Raw genomic sequence first — 16,807 nt, forward strand, 5'->3', positions numbered from 1 at the left:
CGGCCCGAGAAGCGATAGGGGCTGGCGCGTAGACGGCATAAAGGAGGAGAGTAATGCAGAGATTTGTGAATAACCCCGACGAGGTGGTCGAGGATACGGTGAAGGGCTTCGTCAAGGCCCATCGCGACATCGTGCGCCTTGCGGAGAATCCGCGTGTCGTCGTTGCCAGGGGCGCGCCGGTCGCCGGCAAGGTCGGCGTGGTCACGGGCGGCGGCTCGGGCCATGAGCCGGCCTTTATCGGCTACACCGGCCGCAACATGCTGGATGCCGTCGCCGTCGGCGAATTGTTTTCATCACCCACGGCCAAGAGCTTTCACGACGCGATCCGCGAAGCCAATGGCGGCAGGGGTGTGATCGTGCTCTACGGCAACTATGCCGGCGACAATATGAATGTGAAGATGGCGACAAAACTCGCCGCCAAAGACGGCATCGAGATCGCCACCGTCGTCGCCAATGACGATGTGTGTTCCGCTGCCCCCGAGGAGCGTGAGAAACGCCGCGGCGTCGCCGGCGAAATCTTCATGTGGAAGATCGGCGGCGCCAAGGCGGCAAGCGGCGCTTCGCTGGAGGAGGTGCGCGCCACCGCCCAGAAGGCTATCGACAATTGCCGTTCGATCGGCGTCGGTCTCGGCCCCTGCACCCTGCCGGCGGTCGGCCATCCCAACTTCCAGATCGAACCGGGCGCGATGGAAGTGGGCATAGGCCACCATGGCGAACCCGGCGTTCGCGTCGAGAAGCTGAAATCCGCCGCTGAGGTGGCGAAGGACATGTGCAAGATCGTGCTCGACGATCACAACCTGCCGGCCGGCAGCGAGGTGGCGGTGCTGGTCTCCGGGCTTGGTGCGACGCCCGTCAACGAACTCTACATCCTCAACGACACGATAGAATCCGAGATTTCGGCGCGTGGCCTGAAAATCCACAAAACCTATATCGGCAACTATTTCACGTCGCTTGAGATGGTGGGTGCGACTTTGACCGTGATGGCGCTGGATGACGAGCTGAAACCGCTGCTCGATGCCGAGGCGCTTTGCACCGTTATGCTGTGAGGAGAAAATTCATGCAGTCTTTTCAGAACGCCAAGGCCGGCGACATCGTTCTCTCCATGGCCGAAAGGATCATCGAAAACCGCGCCTATCTCAGCGAGATCGACGGTAAAATCGGCGATGGCGACCATGGCGTGAACATGGCCAAGGGATTCGGCATGGCGGCAGACCGGCTGAGAGGGCAGGACGCCTCGCTTGCCAAGGCGCTCGATACGCTCGGCACGATCCTGATGACGGAAATCGGCGGCTCCATGGGGCCTCTTTATGGGGTGATGTTTACGGAATTCGCCGAGAAAATCGAAAATGCCGAGATTATCGATGCGCTGTCCTTCAGCAGAATGCTGCATGCCGGTCTTGAAGGCGTCAGTTCCATCGGCTCGGCCAAGGTGGGCGACAAGACGCTGCTGGATACGCTGGTGCCGGCCGTTACGGCATTCGACACCGCCACCGCCTCGGGCGCGTCATTCCACGATGCCGCCGCAGCCCTTGTCGCCGCCGCCGAAACCGGCAGGGATTCGACCATCAATCTCGTGGCGAAGATCGGCCGCGCCAGCCGTCTCGGCGAGCGCTCGCTCGGTGTTCTCGATGCGGGCGCCACCTCCTGCGCGCTCATCCTGCGCAGCCTTGCCGAAGGCGCACAGGCCAGATTGCAATCTTGAAAACAGGACATGGCGGCTGAAGCCCATGAGGCTCGCACGCAAATAACGGGAGACATCGAAATGAGAATTGTCGCGGGCGCCGACAGCGCCGGAAAACCCCTGCTGGATGCGGTGCTCGCCCATCTCTCGGGCAGGCAAGGGCTGACGGTCGTGGATCGAAGTCAGGACGGATTTTATGCCGATCTGGCCGAGGCCGTGGCCGGCAGCATCATCGCCGGTGAATTCGATCGCGGCCTCTTGTTTTGCGGAACCGGCATCGGCGTGTGCATTTCCGCCAACAAGGTGCCCGGCATCCGAGCCGCCTTGACCCATGACACCTATTCCGCCGAACGGGCGGCGAAATCCAACAACGCCCAGATCATCACCATGGGCGCCCGCGTGATCGGCCCGGAACTGGCGAAAGCCATCGTCGACACCTGGCTGGCATCGGATTTCGATCCGAAAGGATCTTCGGCGAAAAACGTGGAGGCGATAAACCGTCTCGATGCATACCGGTGAGCCATAGGTGCGTGACCGGGCCGGCCCGGCGAAGCTGATCGTTTGCATTGCTGGCGTCATCTGTGCTTTGGTCACGCACAAACCCGCAGCACAGGGGCTCGATCATGGCGAACCGAAATAGTGTCGATCATCTCGTTTTGCCGGTCCAGTCTCTTGCCGTGGCGAAAGACCGCCTTGAGCTTCTCGGCTTCACCGTCGCTCCGGAGGCCCTCCATCCCTTCGGCACGCAGAATGCCTGCGTTTTCTTCGCGGACGGCACCTATCTGGAACCGCTCGCGATTGCTGACCCGGCTAAATATAATGAATCGGTGAACAGGGGCGACGTGTTCACCGGTAGGGATCGGGCCTTTCGGCAGCGTCATGGCGAGGACGGTTTTTCGGCCCTGGTGGCAAGAAGCGAAAGCGCCATTGCCGATCATGACAGGTTTTCCGCGTCCGGCTTCTCGGCGGGCGATATCTTTGAATTTTCACGGCTCGTGCGGATGCCGGACGGCTCACAGAGTGAGGCGGCATTCCGGCTGGCTTTCGCAGCGAGCGGCGCGGCTTCGGATTTCTTTCTGTTCAGCTGCCAGCGATTGCAGGCTTTGCCGAACAACCGGGCGGTGCTGGAGCGCCACGCCAATGGTGCTTCCGGCCTCAGCGAGATCGTTCTGTTTTCCGGCGGCGATCCCAACGCGGTCCGTCTGATCGAAACGGTATTTGCCTGCGAGGAGGAGATGTCTCCAGATGGAGATATTATTTTTACGACCGGCAATGTGCGCATCAGGCTGAACCAAAAACCGGCCTTCAGCGAAAGCCTGCCCAATCCTCCGAATGGACTGCACGGCGCAGGCATCGTCTTTTCCGTTGACGATCTTGCCGTGACAGAAGCGGTGCTTGCTGCTAATGGCGTCTCCAGCGCAGAAGCGGGCGGCCGTCTGGTGGTGTCCGCCGCGCCCGGTCAGGGCGTTGCATTCGCCTTCGAGGAAAAATGATGAGCGTTACGAACAATCTCAAAGTCACCGCCGGCGACGGCGCCAATTCGGTTTCCTTTTCCAATACAGAGCGATTTTCCCTGATCGCTGGCCCCTGCCAGATGGAGAGCCGCGAACATGCCTTCATGATCGCCGGTGTCCTGAAGGAGCTTTGCGACAAGCTGGGGGTCGGGCTCGTATATAAGTCGTCCTTCGACAAGGCGAACCGTACTTCGCTTTCCGGCAAGCGCGGCATCGGCCTTGAGAGCGCCATGCAGGTTTTCGCCGATCTCAAGAAGGAATTCGGCTTTCCTGTTTTGACCGACATTCACACCGAAGAACAATGCGCCATCGTGTCCGAAGTGGTGGATGTGCTGCAAATCCCGGCCTTTCTCAGCCGCCAGACCGATCTTCTCGTCGCCGCCGCGAAAACCGGCCGGGTCATCAATGTCAAGAAGGGCCAGTTCCTTGCCCCCTGGGACATGAAGAACGTGCTGGCCAAGCTGAATGAGAGCGGCAATCCGAATGTGCTTCTGTGCGAGCGCGGCGCCTCCTTCGGTTACAACACGCTTGTTTCCGACATGCGCTCGTTGCCGATCATGGCTTCGCTCGGCGCGCCTGTTGTCTTTGATGCCACCCATTCGGTGCAGCAGCCGGGTGGACAGGGCGGTTCCACGGGCGGCCAGCGCGAATTCGTCGAGACTCTGGCGCGGGCGGCGGTTGCTGTCGGCGTCGCAGGCCTCTTCATCGAAACCCATGAGGACCCGGACAATGCGCCGTCCGACGGTCCCAACATGGTCCATCTGAAGGACATGCCGAAACTGCTGGAAAAGCTGCTCGCTTTCGACGCCATCACCAAAGCCTAAGGGGCGGCGGGGCGTTACGGCGGGCACTGTCTGTGCCAATCGATTTTAATGGCGGGCGGGCCGTTTCTGCCGCCCGTCGTCATTGTAATTTCTTCGCCATCGTCTAAGACAGGCGACGGAAAATATCTGTTCCATTCCCAAGGGAGAGACCATGACTGCCATTACCGATATCATCGCGCGCGAAATCCTCGACAGCCGCGGCAACCCGACCGTTGAAGTCGATGTTTACCTCGAAGACGGCTCCATGGGCCGCGCTGCCGTTCCTTCGGGCGCCTCCACCGGCGCGCACGAGGCGGTTGAGCTGCGCGATGGCGGCAAGCGTTATCTCGGCAAGGGCGTGGAAAAGGCGGTCGAAGCCGTCAATACCGAAATCTTCGACGCCATCGGCGGTTTCGACGCTGAAAACCAGATCCAGATCGACCAGACGATGATCGTGCTCGATGGCACGCCGAACAAGTCGCGCATCGGCGCCAACGCCATCCTCGGCGTATCGCTCGCTGTCGCCAAGGCTGCCGCCGAAGCCTCCGGCCTGCCGCTTTACCGTTATGTCGGCGGCCCGAACGCACATCTTCTGCCGGTTCCGATGATGAACATCATCAATGGCGGCGCGCATGCCGATAACCCCATCGACTTCCAGGAATTCATGATCCTGCCCGTCGGTGCGGAAAACATCCGCGAAGCCGTGCGCATGGGTTCCGAAGTGTTCCATACGCTGAAGAAAGAACTGGCGGCACAGGGCCACAACACCAATGTCGGCGACGAGGGCGGTTTCGCACCGGGTCTCGAAAGCGCACCGGCCGCACTCGATTTCATCATGAAGTCGATTGAAAAGGCCGGCTACCGTCCGGGCGACGACATGTTCGTCGGTCTTGACTGTGCATCGACCGAATTCTTCAAGGACGGAAAATACGTTCTCGAAGGCGAAGGCCGCACGCTGGAATCGGGCGCAATGGCGGAATATCTGGCGGAACTCGTCGCCAAGTACCCGATCATTTCCATCGAAGACGGCATGGCCGAAGACGACTGGGAAGGCTGGAAGACGCTGACCGATCTCATCGGCAACAAGTGCCAGCTCGTCGGCGACGATCTCTTCGTCACCAACTCCGCGCGTCTCCGCGACGGCATCAAGATGGGCGTTGCAAACTCCATCCTCGTCAAGGTCAACCAGATCGGTTCGCTCTCCGAGACCTTGGACGCGGTCGAAACGGCGCACAAGGCCGGTTACACCGCCGTCATGTCGCACCGTTCAGGCGAGACGGAAGATTCCACCATCGCCGATCTCGCTGTTGCGACGAACTGCGGTCAGATCAAGACCGGTTCGCTTGCCCGTTCCGACCGGCTCGCGAAGTACAACCAGCTTATCCGCATCGAGGAAATGCTCGGCCCGCAGGCGGCTTACGCTGGCCGTTCGATCCTGCGCGGGTAATTCCGGCACTATTGGTTTGTGATGCGGCCCGCCGCCTTGGCGGGCTCATTCAGGGACGAGCGATAGCATCCGCATTCCGTCACCCCGGACTTGATCCGGGGGCCAGCGCGATCAAGTCCTTGATCGCGAAAGACTCTCCCCACAGCGCAGACGCGCTGTGGCTGGATGACGGATCATCCTCGGGCTTGTTCCGGGGGCCGGCATGATGAGGGTTCTTTTGACGTCGCTGCCATTCTTAGCCCGCCCTCCGGCGGGCTTTTTTGCGTCCATCTGCCGATTGGAATTTAAGGTCAACGGATAGTTAAACAATCCGCCTTAGTCTCGAGACTCACGTTATGCGTTTTAAGGCTTCTCTCCGGTATGTGGACCAGACATCATAAAAAGAGACGATTCGGCCGTTTGATCGTTCCGGCCATCACGATCGCTTTTCTTTCCTATTTCGGGTATCATTCCATCCATGGCGACTTCGGCCTGCAGGCGACGGAGCGGCTGGAGCGGCAGCGTATCACCCGCACTGCGGAGCTCGCAAAGCTGACGCAGGCCCGTGTGGCGCTGGAACGGCAGGTGGAATTGATGAGCGATGGCTCGCTGGAGCGGGACATGATCGACGAGATTTCCCGTTACCAGCTGAATATGTCCCGCACGGACGAAATCGTCATCATGAACACATATTTCTAATTAACTGAAATCGAGTTAATTTAACATTTCTGATTTATTCACAGCATCTTAGCGTGAATATGTGCCATGCGTTTAAAGCATTGCTGCATGGCATTTTCTTGCATATGGTACGCGCCACTCTATCCATTCAAACGGCAACTCAGGGAGGGATGAATGGCGCCGCGAAAACCAGCGACCGTATCCGGCCGCAAGACCACGGCAAAGGCCGCAACCGAATTCACCGGCAAGAACAGCCCGGACTTCTCGAAGGAAGAAGAGCTTCACGCTTATCGTGAAATGCTGCTCATCCGCCGTTTCGAGGAAAAGGCCGGCCAGCTCTATGGCATGGGCTTCATCGGTGGTTTCTGTCACCTCTACATCGGTCAGGAAGCTGTCGTCGTCGGCATGCAGATGTCGCAGAAGGAAGGCGATCAGGTCATCACCGCTTACCGCGACCACGGCCACATGCTGGCGCTCGGCATGAGCGCGCGTGGCGTCATGGCCGAGTTGACCGGCCGCAGGGGCGGCCTGTCGAAAGGCAAGGGCGGCTCGATGCACATGTTCTCCAAGGAGAAGCATTTCTACGGCGGCCACGGCATCGTCGGTGCGCAGGTTTCGCTCGGAACCGGTCTCGCTTTCGCCAACCGCTATCGCGGCAACGACAATGTCTCCGTAACCTATTTCGGTGACGGCGCCGCCAACCAGGGCCAGGTCTACGAGAGCTTCAACATGGCCGCTCTCTGGAAGCTGCCGATCATCTATATCGTCGAAAACAACCGTTACGCCATGGGCACCTCGACCGCCCGCGCCACCGCCCAGTCGAACTACTCGCTGCGCGGCCAGTCCTTCGGCATTCCCGGCATCCAGGTGGATGGCATGGATGTGCGCGCCGTCAAGGCCGCCGCCGACCAGGCGCTGGAACATTGCCGTTCGGGCAAGGGTCCGATCATTCTGGAAATGCTGACCTACCGTTACCGTGGTCACTCCATGTCCGACCCGGCGAAATACCGTTCGAAAGACGAAGTGCAGAAGATGCGCTCCGAACATGACCCGATCGAGCAGGTCAAGGCGCGGCTTCTGGAGCAGGGCTGGGCAAGCGAAGACGAACTCAAGGCCATCGACAAGGATGTCCGTGATATCGTCGCCGACAGCGCCGACTTTGCCCAGAACGACCCAGAGCCGGATGTATCCGAGCTCTACACCGACATTCTGCTCTGATCGGGAAAGGGAAACCCATGCCAGTAGAAATTCTTATGCCCGCCCTTTCCCCGACCATGGAGGAAGGCACGCTTTCCAAATGGCTTAAAAAGGAAGGCGACAAGGTCACCTCCGGCGACGTGATCGCCGAGATCGAGACCGACAAGGCGACCATGGAAGTGGAAGCCGTGGACGAGGGCGTCATCGGCAAGCTGCTGATCGATGCCGGCACCGAAGGCGTCAAGGTCAATACGCCGATCGCAGTCCTCATCCAGGAAGGCGAAAGCGCCGACGATGTCGCGTCCGCTCCCGCGCCGAAGGCTGAAGCCGCAAATTCCGATTCGGATGCGGCCGGCGGCAAGACCCGCGAAGCAACCGAGGAGCCGAGTGCTGCCAAGGAAGCCGCCAAGGTTCCGGCAGCACCCAAGATCGAAGTCGCAGCCGATCCGGACATCCCGGCAGGCACGGAAATGGTGATGACGACGGTGCGTGAAGCGCTGCGCGACGCCATGGCCGAAGAAATGCGCGCCGACGAAAAAGTCTTCGTCATGGGTGAGGAAGTCGCCGAATATCAGGGCGCCTACAAGATTACCCAAGGCCTGTTGCAGGAATTCGGTGAGCGTCGCGTCATCGATACCCCGATCACCGAGCACGGCTTTGCCGGTATCGGCGTCGGTGCGGCGATGACGGGCCTGCGGCCGATCGTCGAGTTCATGACCTTCAACTTCGCCATGCAGGCGATCGACCAGATCGTCAACTCGGCGGCAAAGACGCTTTACATGTCGGGTGGCCAGATGGGCGCTCCGATGGTGTTCCGCGGTCCTTCGGGCGCTGCTGCCCGCGTCGGTGCACAGCATTCGCAATGTTACGCCGCATGGTACAGCCATATTCCGGGCCTCAAGGTCGTCATGCCTTACACGGCAGCTGACGCCAAGGGTCTGCTCAAGGCCGCCATCCGCGATCCGAACCCGGTCATTTTCCTGGAAAATGAAATTCTCTACGGCCAGAGCTTCGAAGTTCCGAAGCTCGATGATTTCGTGCTGCCGATCGGCAAGGCGCGCATTCACCGCAAGGGCAAGGATGCGACCATCGTTTCCTTCGGCATCGGCATGACCTACGCGATCAAGGCGGTTGCGGAACTCGAAAAGCTCGGCATCGACGTCGAACTGATCGATCTGCGCACCATCCGCCCGATGGATCTGCCCACCGTCATCGAATCGGTCAAGAAGACCGGTCGTCTGGTCACGGTCGAGGAAGGTTTCCCGCAGTCATCGGTCGGTGACTTCATCGCCAACCAGGTCATGCGCGCCGCTTTCGACTATCTCGATGCGCCGATCCTGACGATCGCCGGCAAGGATGTTCCGATGCCTTACGCGGCAAACCTCGAAAAGCTGGCTCTGCCGAACGTCGATGAAGTCGTTCAGGCCGTCAAAACCGTCTGCTACAAGTAAGGGGAGGCGTTTCGATGCCGATAAACATCACCATGCCTGCCCTTTCTCCCACGATGGAAGAGGGCAATCTGGCCAAGTGGCTGGTCAAGGAAGGCGACAAGGTCGCACCCGGTGACGTGATCGCCGAGATCGAGACCGATAAGGCGACCATGGAAGTGGAAGCCGTCGACGAAGGCACCGTTGCCAAGCTGGTCGTTCCGGCCGGCACGGAAGCCGTCAAGGTCAATGCCCTCATCGCAATCCTCGCCGCCGATGGCGAGGATGTGGCCGAGGCGGCAAAGGGCGGCGATGCCGCTCCTGCCAAGGCGGAAGCCCCGAAGGAGGAAGCTGCAAAGGCTGAAGCGCCGAAGGAAGAAAAATCCGAAGCTGCTCCTGCCAAGGCTGAAAAGCCGGCCGCCGATCAGGCGCCCGCGTCCTCTACCCCGGCCCCGGTTTCCAAGTCCGGCGAGCGCATCTTCGCTTCGCCGCTTGCCCGCCGTCTCGCCAAGGAAGCCGGTCTCGACCTCTCGGCCGTCTCCGGTTCCGGCCCGCATGGCCGCATCGTCAAGACCGACGTCGAAAAGGCTGCCGCTTCCGGCGGTGCAAAGGCTGCGCCGAGCGCGGCTGCCGCATCCGCAGGGGCACCGGCCCCCGCTCTCGCCAAGGGTCAGTCGGACGAAGCGGTTCTCAAGCTGTTCGAAGAAGGCTCCTACGAGCTTGTGCCGCATGACGGCATGCGCAAGGTCATCGCTAAGCGTCTGGTCGAATCAAAGCAGACCGTTCCGCATTTCTACGTCTCGGTCGATTGCGAACTGGATACGCTTCTGGCGCTGCGCGCCCAGCTTAACGCTGCTGCCCCCGAAAAGGACGGCAAGCCGGCCTACAAGCTGTCGGTCAACGACATGGTCATCAAGGCGCTCGCCCTTGCTCTGCGCGATGTACCGGATGCCAACGTCTCCTGGACGGAAAGCGCCATGGTCAAGCACAAGCATTCGGATGTCGGCGTCGCCGTTTCCATTCCGGGTGGCCTGATCACGCCGATCATCCGCAAGGCCGAGCAGAAGTCGCTCTCCACCATCTCCAACGAGATGAAGGACTACGGCAAGCGCGCAAAAGAACGCAAGCTGAAGCCTGAGGAGTATCAGGGCGGCACGACCGCCGTGTCCAACATGGGCATGATGGGCGTCAAGAGCTTCTCCGCCGTCATCAACCCGCCGCATGCCACCATTCTGGCGGTTGGCGCGGGTGAAGAACGCGCTGTCGTCAAGAACGGCGAGATCAAGATCGCCAACGTCATGACGGTCACGCTCTCCACCGACCACCGCTGCGTCGATGGCGCGCTCGGAGCCGAACTGATCGGCGCCTTCAAGCGCTACATCGAAAACCCAATGGGCATGCTGGTTTGATCGGAGCGTGACATGGTGAAATCGGTCCTCTGCTTTGGCGATTCCCTGACCTGGGGATCAAATGCGGAAACGGGTGGCCGTCACAGCCATGACGATCTTTGGCCGAGCGTCTTGCAAAAGGCGCTCGGTCCCGACGTGCACGTGATCCACGAAGGTCTTGGTGGCCGTACCACCGCCTATGACGATCTGACGGCCGATTGTGATCGCAACGGCGCAAGGCTTCTGCCGACGCTGCTGCACAGCCATGCGCCGCTTGATCTCGTCATCATCATGCTCGGCACCAACGACATGAAACCGGCGATCCATGGGTCGGCGATTGTTGCCATGAAGGGCGTGGAGCGGCTTGTGAAGCTCACGCGCAACCACATCTGGCAGGTGCCGGACTGGGAAGCGCCTGACGTGCTGATCGTCGCCCCGCCGCAGCTTTGCGAGACGGCAAATCCTTTCATGGGCGCGATCTTTCGTAATGCGATCGATGAATCGGCAATGCTGGCATCCGTTTACCGGGATTTGGCCGACGAGCTCGATTGCGGCTTTTTCGATGCGGGTTCCGTGGCGCGCACGACGCCGGTGGATGGCGTCCATCTCGATGCTGAAAATACGCGAGCCATCGGGCGGGGGCTGGAGCCCGTCGTCCGCATGATGCTCGGACTTTAAGAACAATTCCCGGTCGTGGCGCTGCTCGCGACCCGATAGGACAAGGCAGGATTTCCAATGGCTCAATCATATGACGTCATCATCATCGGTTCGGGACCGGGCGGTTACATTGCCGCGATCCGCGCAGCCCAGCTCGGCATGAAGGTTGCCGTCGTGGAGCGTGAGCATCTGGCCGGCATCTGCTCCAACTGGGGCTGCATTCCCACCAAGGCCCTGCTGCGCACCGCCGATGTCATGCACACCGCCACCCATGCCAAGGATTACGGCCTGACGCTGGAAGGCTCGATCAAGCCGGACGTCAAGGCAATCGTCGCGCGTTCGCGCGGCATTGCCGCGCGCATGAACAATGGCGTCGGTTTCCTGTTCAAGAAGAACAAGGTCGATATCATCTGGGGTGAAGCAAAGATTACCAAGCCGGGCGAGATCGTCGTCGGCAAATCCACCAAGCCGGTGGTTCAGCCGCAGGGTCCCGTGCCGAAGAACACGCTGGGTGAGGGCACCTATACCGCCAAGCACATCATCGTCGCCACAGGCGCCCGCCCGCGCGCGCTGCCCGGCATCGAGCCCGATGGCAAGCTGATCTGGACCTATTTCGAGGCGATGAAGCCGGAAGAACTGCCGAAGTCGCTGCTCGTCATGGGCTCGGGCGCCATCGGCATTGAATTCGCCAGCTTCTACCGCACCATGGGTGTGGACGTGACCGTTGTCGAAATCATGAGCCAGGTCATGCCTGTAGAAGACGCGGAAATCTCCACCTTCGCCAAGAAGCAGCTTGAGAAGCAGGGCATGAAGATCCATCTGGAAACCAAGGTTTCCAAGGTGGAGAAGGGCGCGAACTCCATCACTGCGACGCTGGAGAAGAAGGACGGTTCTTCCGAGAAGATCACGGCTGATCGCATGATCTCCGCCGTCGGCGTTGTTGCCAATATCGAAGGCATTGGCCTGGAGGCTGCCGGCGTGAAGACCGATCGCGGCTTCATCGTCATCGACGGTTATGGCAAGACCAACGTTCCCGGCATCTACGCCATCGGCGACGTTGCTGGCCCGCCGCTGCTCGCCCACAAGGCCGAGCATGAGGCTGTCATCTGCGTCGAAAAGATCGCCGGTCTGCCGAATGTGCACCCGATGGACAAGCTGAAGATTCCAGGCTGCACCTATTGCAACCCGCAGGTCGCTTCTGTCGGTCTTACCGAAGCCAAGGCAAAGGAACAGGGTCGCGATATCCGTGTTGGCCGCTTCTCCTTTGCGGCAAACGGCAAGGCGGTCGCGCTTGGCGAAGACCAGGGGATGGTCAAAACCATCTTCGACAAGAAGACCGGCGAGCTGCTCGGCGCCCATATGGTCGGTGCGGAAGTGACGGAACTCATCCAGGGCTTCGTCGTCGCCATGAATCTGGAGACGACCGAAGAAGATTTGATGCACACCATCTTCCCGCACCCGACCATTTCGGAGTCGATGAAGGAAAGCGTGCTCGACGCTTACGGACGTGTGCTCAACGCATAAGTGCCGCGTGATACCCGGCATTGTCTAACCTTGCCGGGTGTCCCATATGTCTCGATGCAGCCCTAAGGCAGGCTGCTGTTTCAGGGAGCGTGGGAATGGAAAGTGTTGGCTGGATTGCAGCAATCATCATCGGCGGTCTCGCCGGCTGGCTTGCGGGCAAGCTCATGGACATGCGCTTCGGCATTTTCATGAACATTGTACTTGGCATTGTCGGTTCGGTCGTCGCTGTCGCCGTGCTGCGAACCTTCGATGTTTTCGTTCAGGATAACAGGCTCGGTTATTTCGTCACATCGTTCCTCGGCGCAAGCCTCTTGCTGTTTCTGGCAAAGCTCGTGCGGCGCTGACAAGGCTTCGTGACCGGAAGGGGCTTACGCTTTTTCTGGAATTGTTCTAAAGCATCGCACCAAAGATGTCTGGATCGCCAAAGGCGATGGAAGCAGGTTTTTATGGTCACTATTCTCGACAGGACGTCGTCCGACGAAAAGCGCATTCGCCACCCGGAAAAGGCGCACAAGCCCGATACCGAGGTCATGCGCAAGCCGGAATGGATCCGCGTCAAGGCGCCGACATCCAAGGGCTATCACGAGACGCGTGAACTGGTGCGTTCGCACAAGCTGGTGACGGTGTGCGAGGAAGCCGGCTGTCCGAATATCGGCGAGTGCTGGGACAAGAAACACGCGACCTTCATGATCATGGGTGAAATCTGCACCCGCGCCTGCGCTTTCTGCAATGTCGCGACCGGCAAGCCCAATCCGCTGGATATGGCCGAGCCCGAGAACGTCGCCAAGGCCGTCAAGCAGATGGGCCTTTCCCACGTCGTCATCACTTCGGTCGACCGAGACGATCTCGCCGATGGCGGCGCTGAACATTTCGAGAAGGTCATCTGGGCGATCCGTGCTGCGTCTCCGACGACGACCATCGAAATCCTCACCCCCGACTTCCTGAAGAAGCCCGGCGCGCTGGAACGGGTCGTCGCCGCCAAGCCCGATGTCTTCAACCACAATATGGAAACCGTTCCGGGCAACTACCTCACGGTTCGCCCCGGTGCGCGCTATTTCCACTCCGTGCGCCTTCTGCAGCGGGTGAAGGAACTCGATCCCACCATGTTCACCAAGTCGGGCATCATGGTCGGCCTCGGCGAAGAGCGTAACGAAGTGCTTCAGCTGATGGACGACCTGCGCAGCGCCGATGTGGACTTCCTGACCATCGGCCAATATCTGCAGCCGACCCGCAAGCACCACAAGGTAGAGGCCTTCGTGACGCCGGAAGAGTTCAAGTCCTACGAGACGGTGGCTTACACCAAGGGCTTCCTGATGGTGTCTTCTAGCCCGCTGACCCGCTCTTCCCACCATGCCGGCGACGATTTCGAACGCCTGCGTGCCGCCCGCGAAAAGAAGCTGCTGGCGGCTGCGGAGTAAGGGACAAAGGTTCGGCAACATAGGTTGCTGCATCGGGCGATATACGCTCTCTCCACCGTCATGCTCGGGCTTGTCCCGAGCATCTGCAACCTATCGATTGTACGATACGTGATTGGATCCTCGGGACAGGCCCGAGGATGACGGGGAGTGGGAGGCGAGGCTTGTGAAATGGTTCAGCCGCCAGTAACGCCCCTCAATCCAATCATGCCGTGATTCTCTCCGGTCGGTGCGCCCGCATGCACAGCACAACGCTCAGCACCACCGAACATATTGCCACGACCTCAATTAGTGTCGGGCCACGCCCTTCCCAGAGAAAACCGTAAAGCAGCGCAAACAGCGTTTCGAACAGGATCATCTGCCCGACCATGGTGAGCGGCAGAAGGCGGCTCATGCGGTTCCATAGGGCATTGCCGAGAATGGAGGCGGTGAAACCCAGTCCGGCAGCAACAGCCACAAAATGCAGCCAGTCGCCCGAATTATGGCTTCCGCCACCAAAGCCAAAGGCCGGAATGGCGAGCGCGAGCGCAAGCCCACCGGTCACGACGCCGGTCATCATGTTCCAGTCATCGGCGCTGACATCGTGAAGGCGGGAGAGCCAGCGGGCGTTACCGACGGCAAAGGCCGTCCATGACGCCAGCGCACCGAGCGCACAGGCAAGTCCGATGACGCGAGAGACATCGAGCCCCGCATCGTTTTCCGTCAGCGACTGCCAGGAAATGCCGATAATCCCCATCGCACCGAAGGCCAGCGACGGCCACAGCCGCTTCAGCGACACCGCGCCATGATCACGGCTGCCAATGATAGTGACGGCGACGGGCAGGAAGCCGATGATGATCGAGGTAAAGGCGACACCGCTCAATTTCACTGCGGTCGATATGAAGACATAGTAGGCGATGTTGCCGATCATGCTCAGCCAGCCGAGCGCTATCCACTCCCGCGCGCCAAAATGGGCCGAGACGCGTTTCAGGCGCGGCCCGATGATGATGAGGGAAATCAGCCCATAGGTGAGATAACGCGCCGTCGACAGTTGCAGGGCGGAAAAATCCGGCACGAGTTTGGGAGCGAGAAAAATCCCACCCCAAAGCGCGCCCGCCAGCATGCCGTAAAAAACACCGAGACCTGTTCTGTTCATGTCATGTCACATCCGCATTCACATTTGCCTGCGATGTGCCACAGCCCTCTGCGGCTGTCTTGACAAAAACTCCTGATGGATATGCTGGCGGTTTTAATGAAGCCCGTAGGTCCGACGGTAGGCTGCGGGCGTTTCACCCACTGCATTGCGCATGGCGCGCGTCAGTGCAGTCTGGTCGGAAAAACCGGCCCGCAAGGCGATTTCGGCAATTGGCAGGGTGGAATTGCTGAGCAATGCGCAGACCTTGTCCATGCGAAGCCCGGCCAGCCAGCGGTGAGGCGGGAGGCCGAATTCTTCGAGAAACAGCGCATGCAGGCGGCTGTCGCTGATCGTCACGCAGGAGGCCAGCATCTCGATGGTCCAGGGGAAGAACGGTTCCGCCCTGACAAGTGCAACGAGCCTGTGCAGGCGTTGGCGGATGTCAGCTTTCTCGTTGGCAAGGCTGTCGACCAGGAGTGGCGCCCACAGGCCGGCAATATCGTCGCGTCGCCCCTCTGTTCCGATGACGCCGCGCATATAGGCGATCAATTGACGCGTATCCTGCGCTATGTCGAGAAACGGCGAGCGAACGAATTTCTCGAGCGTTTGCTCGGGAAGGGCGCCTTCATCGATATCGACCACCAGCGAGCGGTTGCTTGCCGTCGCTTCCTGCGTATGCGGTGCATCGCGATGGATGAACACGCCGCGTCCGGTCGACAATTCGTCCTGCCGTCCCGCCACATCGATCAGCAGACGCCCGGAGACAGGAAGAACGATCTGAACGAAGCCATGCCGTTCCTTCGGTCTTTCTTCCCTGTAGGTTCTGATATTTGCGGATGCGGCCATCATGACGCTGTCGTTTCCATTGTGCAAAGAAATGGCCGCCTCGAAAAAGCGGCCAGTTTCATTGTTTGATTATGACATCGTCTTGAAGATTGGGCCAGTCGGCTTTATCGGTCGGCTCTGCGCGCCGGCAATTAACAGTCTTCCTTGGCGGTCGATTCGCCGCGTTTGCGCTTGCGCAGAACCGGCTTGTTCTCTCTCGCCTCGCATTTCGCGACGTCGATGAGATAGGCAAGCACCGGCATGCCATTCATCGATGCGAGTTGCTTGGCGGATTCGAGAAGGTTGATGATGTTGGAAAAATCGTCCATCGGCTCACTCAGTGGCTCAAAGCGGTTATGTCGGGTCTGAACCCAAGGATGAATACGCGTGGGGAAATCGGGAGTGCCCGGCGCGTTTGCATCCAGTGGGTGTAATATTAGTGGCAAATAAATAGCAATCCCTGCGAGGGGGTTGCAATAGTCAATTTTCCGTAACTGCCATGCGCAACGACGATATCGTTCTGGAACGTTATATCGGGTTGGCTGCACGATGTTCCGGCGGTCCTGACGAGGTTTACGCGATGCCGCAGTATCTGGATAGAGCCGAAGACGCAGCAAAAATCATTGCTGGCGCAAAACGTATCATGGTCGTTGGCTGCTCGGGTGGCGGCAAGTCGACACTGTCACATAAGCTCTCGGCTGCCTTCGGGCTTCGCTACATTTCCATGGATCGCGAGATTTTCTGGCTGCCGGGCTGGCAGGCGCGTCCGCGCGAGGAGCAACGGCAGAAGATCGCCGCCATCGTCGCAGAGGAGAACTGGCTGATGGATGGCAGCAATCCGTCATCTTTCGACATGCGCCTGCCGAGATCCCACATCGTCCTGTGGGTGCGCATGCCGCGCTGGCTTTGCCTGTGGGGCGCGGTCAGCCGAATCGTCAAGGGTTACGGCAAGGCGAGGCCTGAAATGGCGGAGGGTTGCCCAGAAAGGATCGATCTCGATTTCCTGCGCTATATCTGGAATTTCGAGCGGCGCCATACGCCGATCTTCGAGCAGAATTTCGCGCTTTATGGTCCTGATGTGCCGGTATTCCAGCTGAAAAGCCGAAAACAGTTTCGCCGCCTTCTTGATCTTCTGCGTATCGAGGATTAACTGCCGCT

The 16,807-nt window shown here is 59.8% G+C and carries 18 protein-coding genes; 15 read left to right on the forward strand and 3 right to left on the reverse strand.

Going from position 1 to position 16,807, the window contains the following annotated elements; genetic code table 11:
- The first annotated feature begins 53 nt into the window (after window positions 1-53).
- The 14 genes from FGF54_RS05615 to lipA all read left to right on the forward strand — a co-directional run bounded on the left by FGF54_RS05615 (window position 54) and on the right by lipA (window position 13,713).
- Window positions 54-1,046: a dihydroxyacetone kinase subunit DhaK gene (locus tag FGF54_RS05615; RefSeq protein ID WP_142779128.1), complete on the forward strand. Its 993-nt coding sequence runs from the start codon at window positions 54-56 to the stop codon at window positions 1,044-1,046.
- An 11-nt stretch (window positions 1,047-1,057) separates the two neighbouring features.
- The gene (gene dhaL, locus FGF54_RS05620) at window positions 1,058-1,702 is read left to right on the forward strand and encodes a dihydroxyacetone kinase subunit DhaL (protein WP_142779129.1); all 645 of its coding nucleotides are present in this window, start codon (window positions 1,058-1,060) and stop codon (window positions 1,700-1,702) included.
- Between the two features lie 60 nt (window positions 1,703-1,762).
- A complete protein-coding gene (locus FGF54_RS05625) occupies window positions 1,763-2,200 on the forward strand; it encodes an RpiB/LacA/LacB family sugar-phosphate isomerase (RefSeq protein ID WP_142779130.1) in 438 nt (145 codons plus the stop codon).
- Window positions 2,201-2,304: 104 nt separating this feature from the next.
- A complete protein-coding gene (locus tag FGF54_RS05630) occupies window positions 2,305-3,174 on the forward strand; it encodes a VOC family protein (protein ID WP_142779131.1) in 870 nt (289 codons plus the stop codon).
- Complete coding sequence (gene kdsA / locus FGF54_RS05635) at window positions 3,174-4,019, forward strand: 3-deoxy-8-phosphooctulonate synthase (RefSeq protein WP_142780148.1); 846 nt, start codon at window positions 3,174-3,176, stop codon at window positions 4,017-4,019. The genes FGF54_RS05630 and kdsA overlap by 1 nt, the downstream gene beginning before the upstream one ends.
- 151 nt (window positions 4,020-4,170) lie before the next feature.
- Window positions 4,171-5,445 carry a phosphopyruvate hydratase gene (gene eno / locus FGF54_RS05640; protein ID WP_003521367.1) on the forward strand — a complete coding sequence of 425 codons (1,275 nt, stop codon included), beginning with the start codon at window positions 4,171-4,173 and terminating at the stop codon, window positions 5,443-5,445.
- A gap of 360 nt (window positions 5,446-5,805) precedes the next feature.
- On the forward strand, window positions 5,806-6,123 hold the full coding sequence (locus FGF54_RS05645; protein ID WP_003502598.1) for a septum formation initiator family protein: 318 nt from the start codon (window positions 5,806-5,808) through the stop codon (window positions 6,121-6,123).
- 153 nt (window positions 6,124-6,276) lie between these two features.
- Complete coding sequence (gene pdhA / locus FGF54_RS05650; protein ID WP_003521366.1) at window positions 6,277-7,320, forward strand: pyruvate dehydrogenase (acetyl-transferring) E1 component subunit alpha; 1,044 nt, start codon at window positions 6,277-6,279, stop codon at window positions 7,318-7,320.
- 17 nt (window positions 7,321-7,337) lie between these two features.
- Window positions 7,338-8,750 (forward strand): pyruvate dehydrogenase complex E1 component subunit beta, encoded by a 1,413-nt coding sequence (locus FGF54_RS05655; RefSeq protein ID WP_142779132.1) that lies wholly within the window; start codon window positions 7,338-7,340, stop codon window positions 8,748-8,750.
- Between the two features lie 14 nt (window positions 8,751-8,764).
- A complete protein-coding gene (locus FGF54_RS05660; protein ID WP_142779133.1) occupies window positions 8,765-10,135 on the forward strand; it encodes a pyruvate dehydrogenase complex dihydrolipoamide acetyltransferase in 1,371 nt (456 codons plus the stop codon).
- Window positions 10,136-10,147: 12 nt separating this feature from the next.
- Window positions 10,148-10,792 carry an SGNH/GDSL hydrolase family protein gene (locus tag FGF54_RS05665; protein WP_142779134.1) on the forward strand — a complete coding sequence of 215 codons (645 nt, stop codon included), beginning with the start codon at window positions 10,148-10,150 and terminating at the stop codon, window positions 10,790-10,792.
- 57 nt (window positions 10,793-10,849) lie between these two features.
- Window positions 10,850-12,295, forward strand: coding sequence for a dihydrolipoyl dehydrogenase (gene lpdA / locus FGF54_RS05670; protein ID WP_003502607.1), 1,446 nt, complete (start codon window positions 10,850-10,852; stop codon window positions 12,293-12,295).
- A 95-nt stretch (window positions 12,296-12,390) separates the two neighbouring features.
- Entirely contained in the window at window positions 12,391-12,639 is a 249-nt protein-coding gene (locus FGF54_RS05675) for a GlsB/YeaQ/YmgE family stress response membrane protein (RefSeq protein ID WP_142779135.1), read from the forward strand.
- 102 nt (window positions 12,640-12,741) lie between these two features.
- Window positions 12,742-13,713 (forward strand): lipoyl synthase, encoded by a 972-nt coding sequence (gene lipA / locus FGF54_RS05680; protein ID WP_003521361.1) that lies wholly within the window; start codon window positions 12,742-12,744, stop codon window positions 13,711-13,713.
- Between the two features lie 202 nt (window positions 13,714-13,915).
- On the opposite strand, the gene FGF54_RS05685 is transcribed toward lipA, so the two are convergent.
- The 3 genes from FGF54_RS05685 to FGF54_RS27170 form a co-directional block, all read right to left on the reverse strand.
- A complete protein-coding gene (locus tag FGF54_RS05685; RefSeq protein WP_142779136.1) occupies window positions 13,916-14,845 on the reverse strand; it encodes a DMT family transporter in 930 nt (309 codons plus the stop codon).
- Window positions 14,846-14,938: 93 nt separating this feature from the next.
- On the reverse strand, window positions 14,939-15,673 hold the full coding sequence (locus FGF54_RS05690) for an AraC family transcriptional regulator (RefSeq protein WP_142779137.1): 735 nt from the start codon (window positions 15,671-15,673) through the stop codon (window positions 14,939-14,941).
- 128 nt (window positions 15,674-15,801) lie between these two features.
- Window positions 15,802-15,978 carry a hypothetical protein gene (locus tag FGF54_RS27170; RefSeq protein WP_003496171.1) on the reverse strand — a complete coding sequence of 59 codons (177 nt, stop codon included), beginning with the start codon at window positions 15,976-15,978 and terminating at the stop codon, window positions 15,802-15,804.
- Between the two features lie 251 nt (window positions 15,979-16,229).
- On the opposite strand from FGF54_RS27170, the gene FGF54_RS05695 reads away from it, so the two are divergent.
- Complete coding sequence (locus FGF54_RS05695) at window positions 16,230-16,799, forward strand: AAA family ATPase (RefSeq protein WP_142780149.1); 570 nt, start codon at window positions 16,230-16,232, stop codon at window positions 16,797-16,799.
- The last annotated feature ends 8 nt before the right edge of the window (window positions 16,800-16,807 follow it).

Origin of the sequence: Agrobacterium sp. T29 (assembly GCF_006970545.1) — a bacterium.
In the GTDB taxonomy this organism is placed as follows: Bacteria; Pseudomonadota; Alphaproteobacteria; order Rhizobiales; family Rhizobiaceae; genus Agrobacterium; species Agrobacterium leguminum.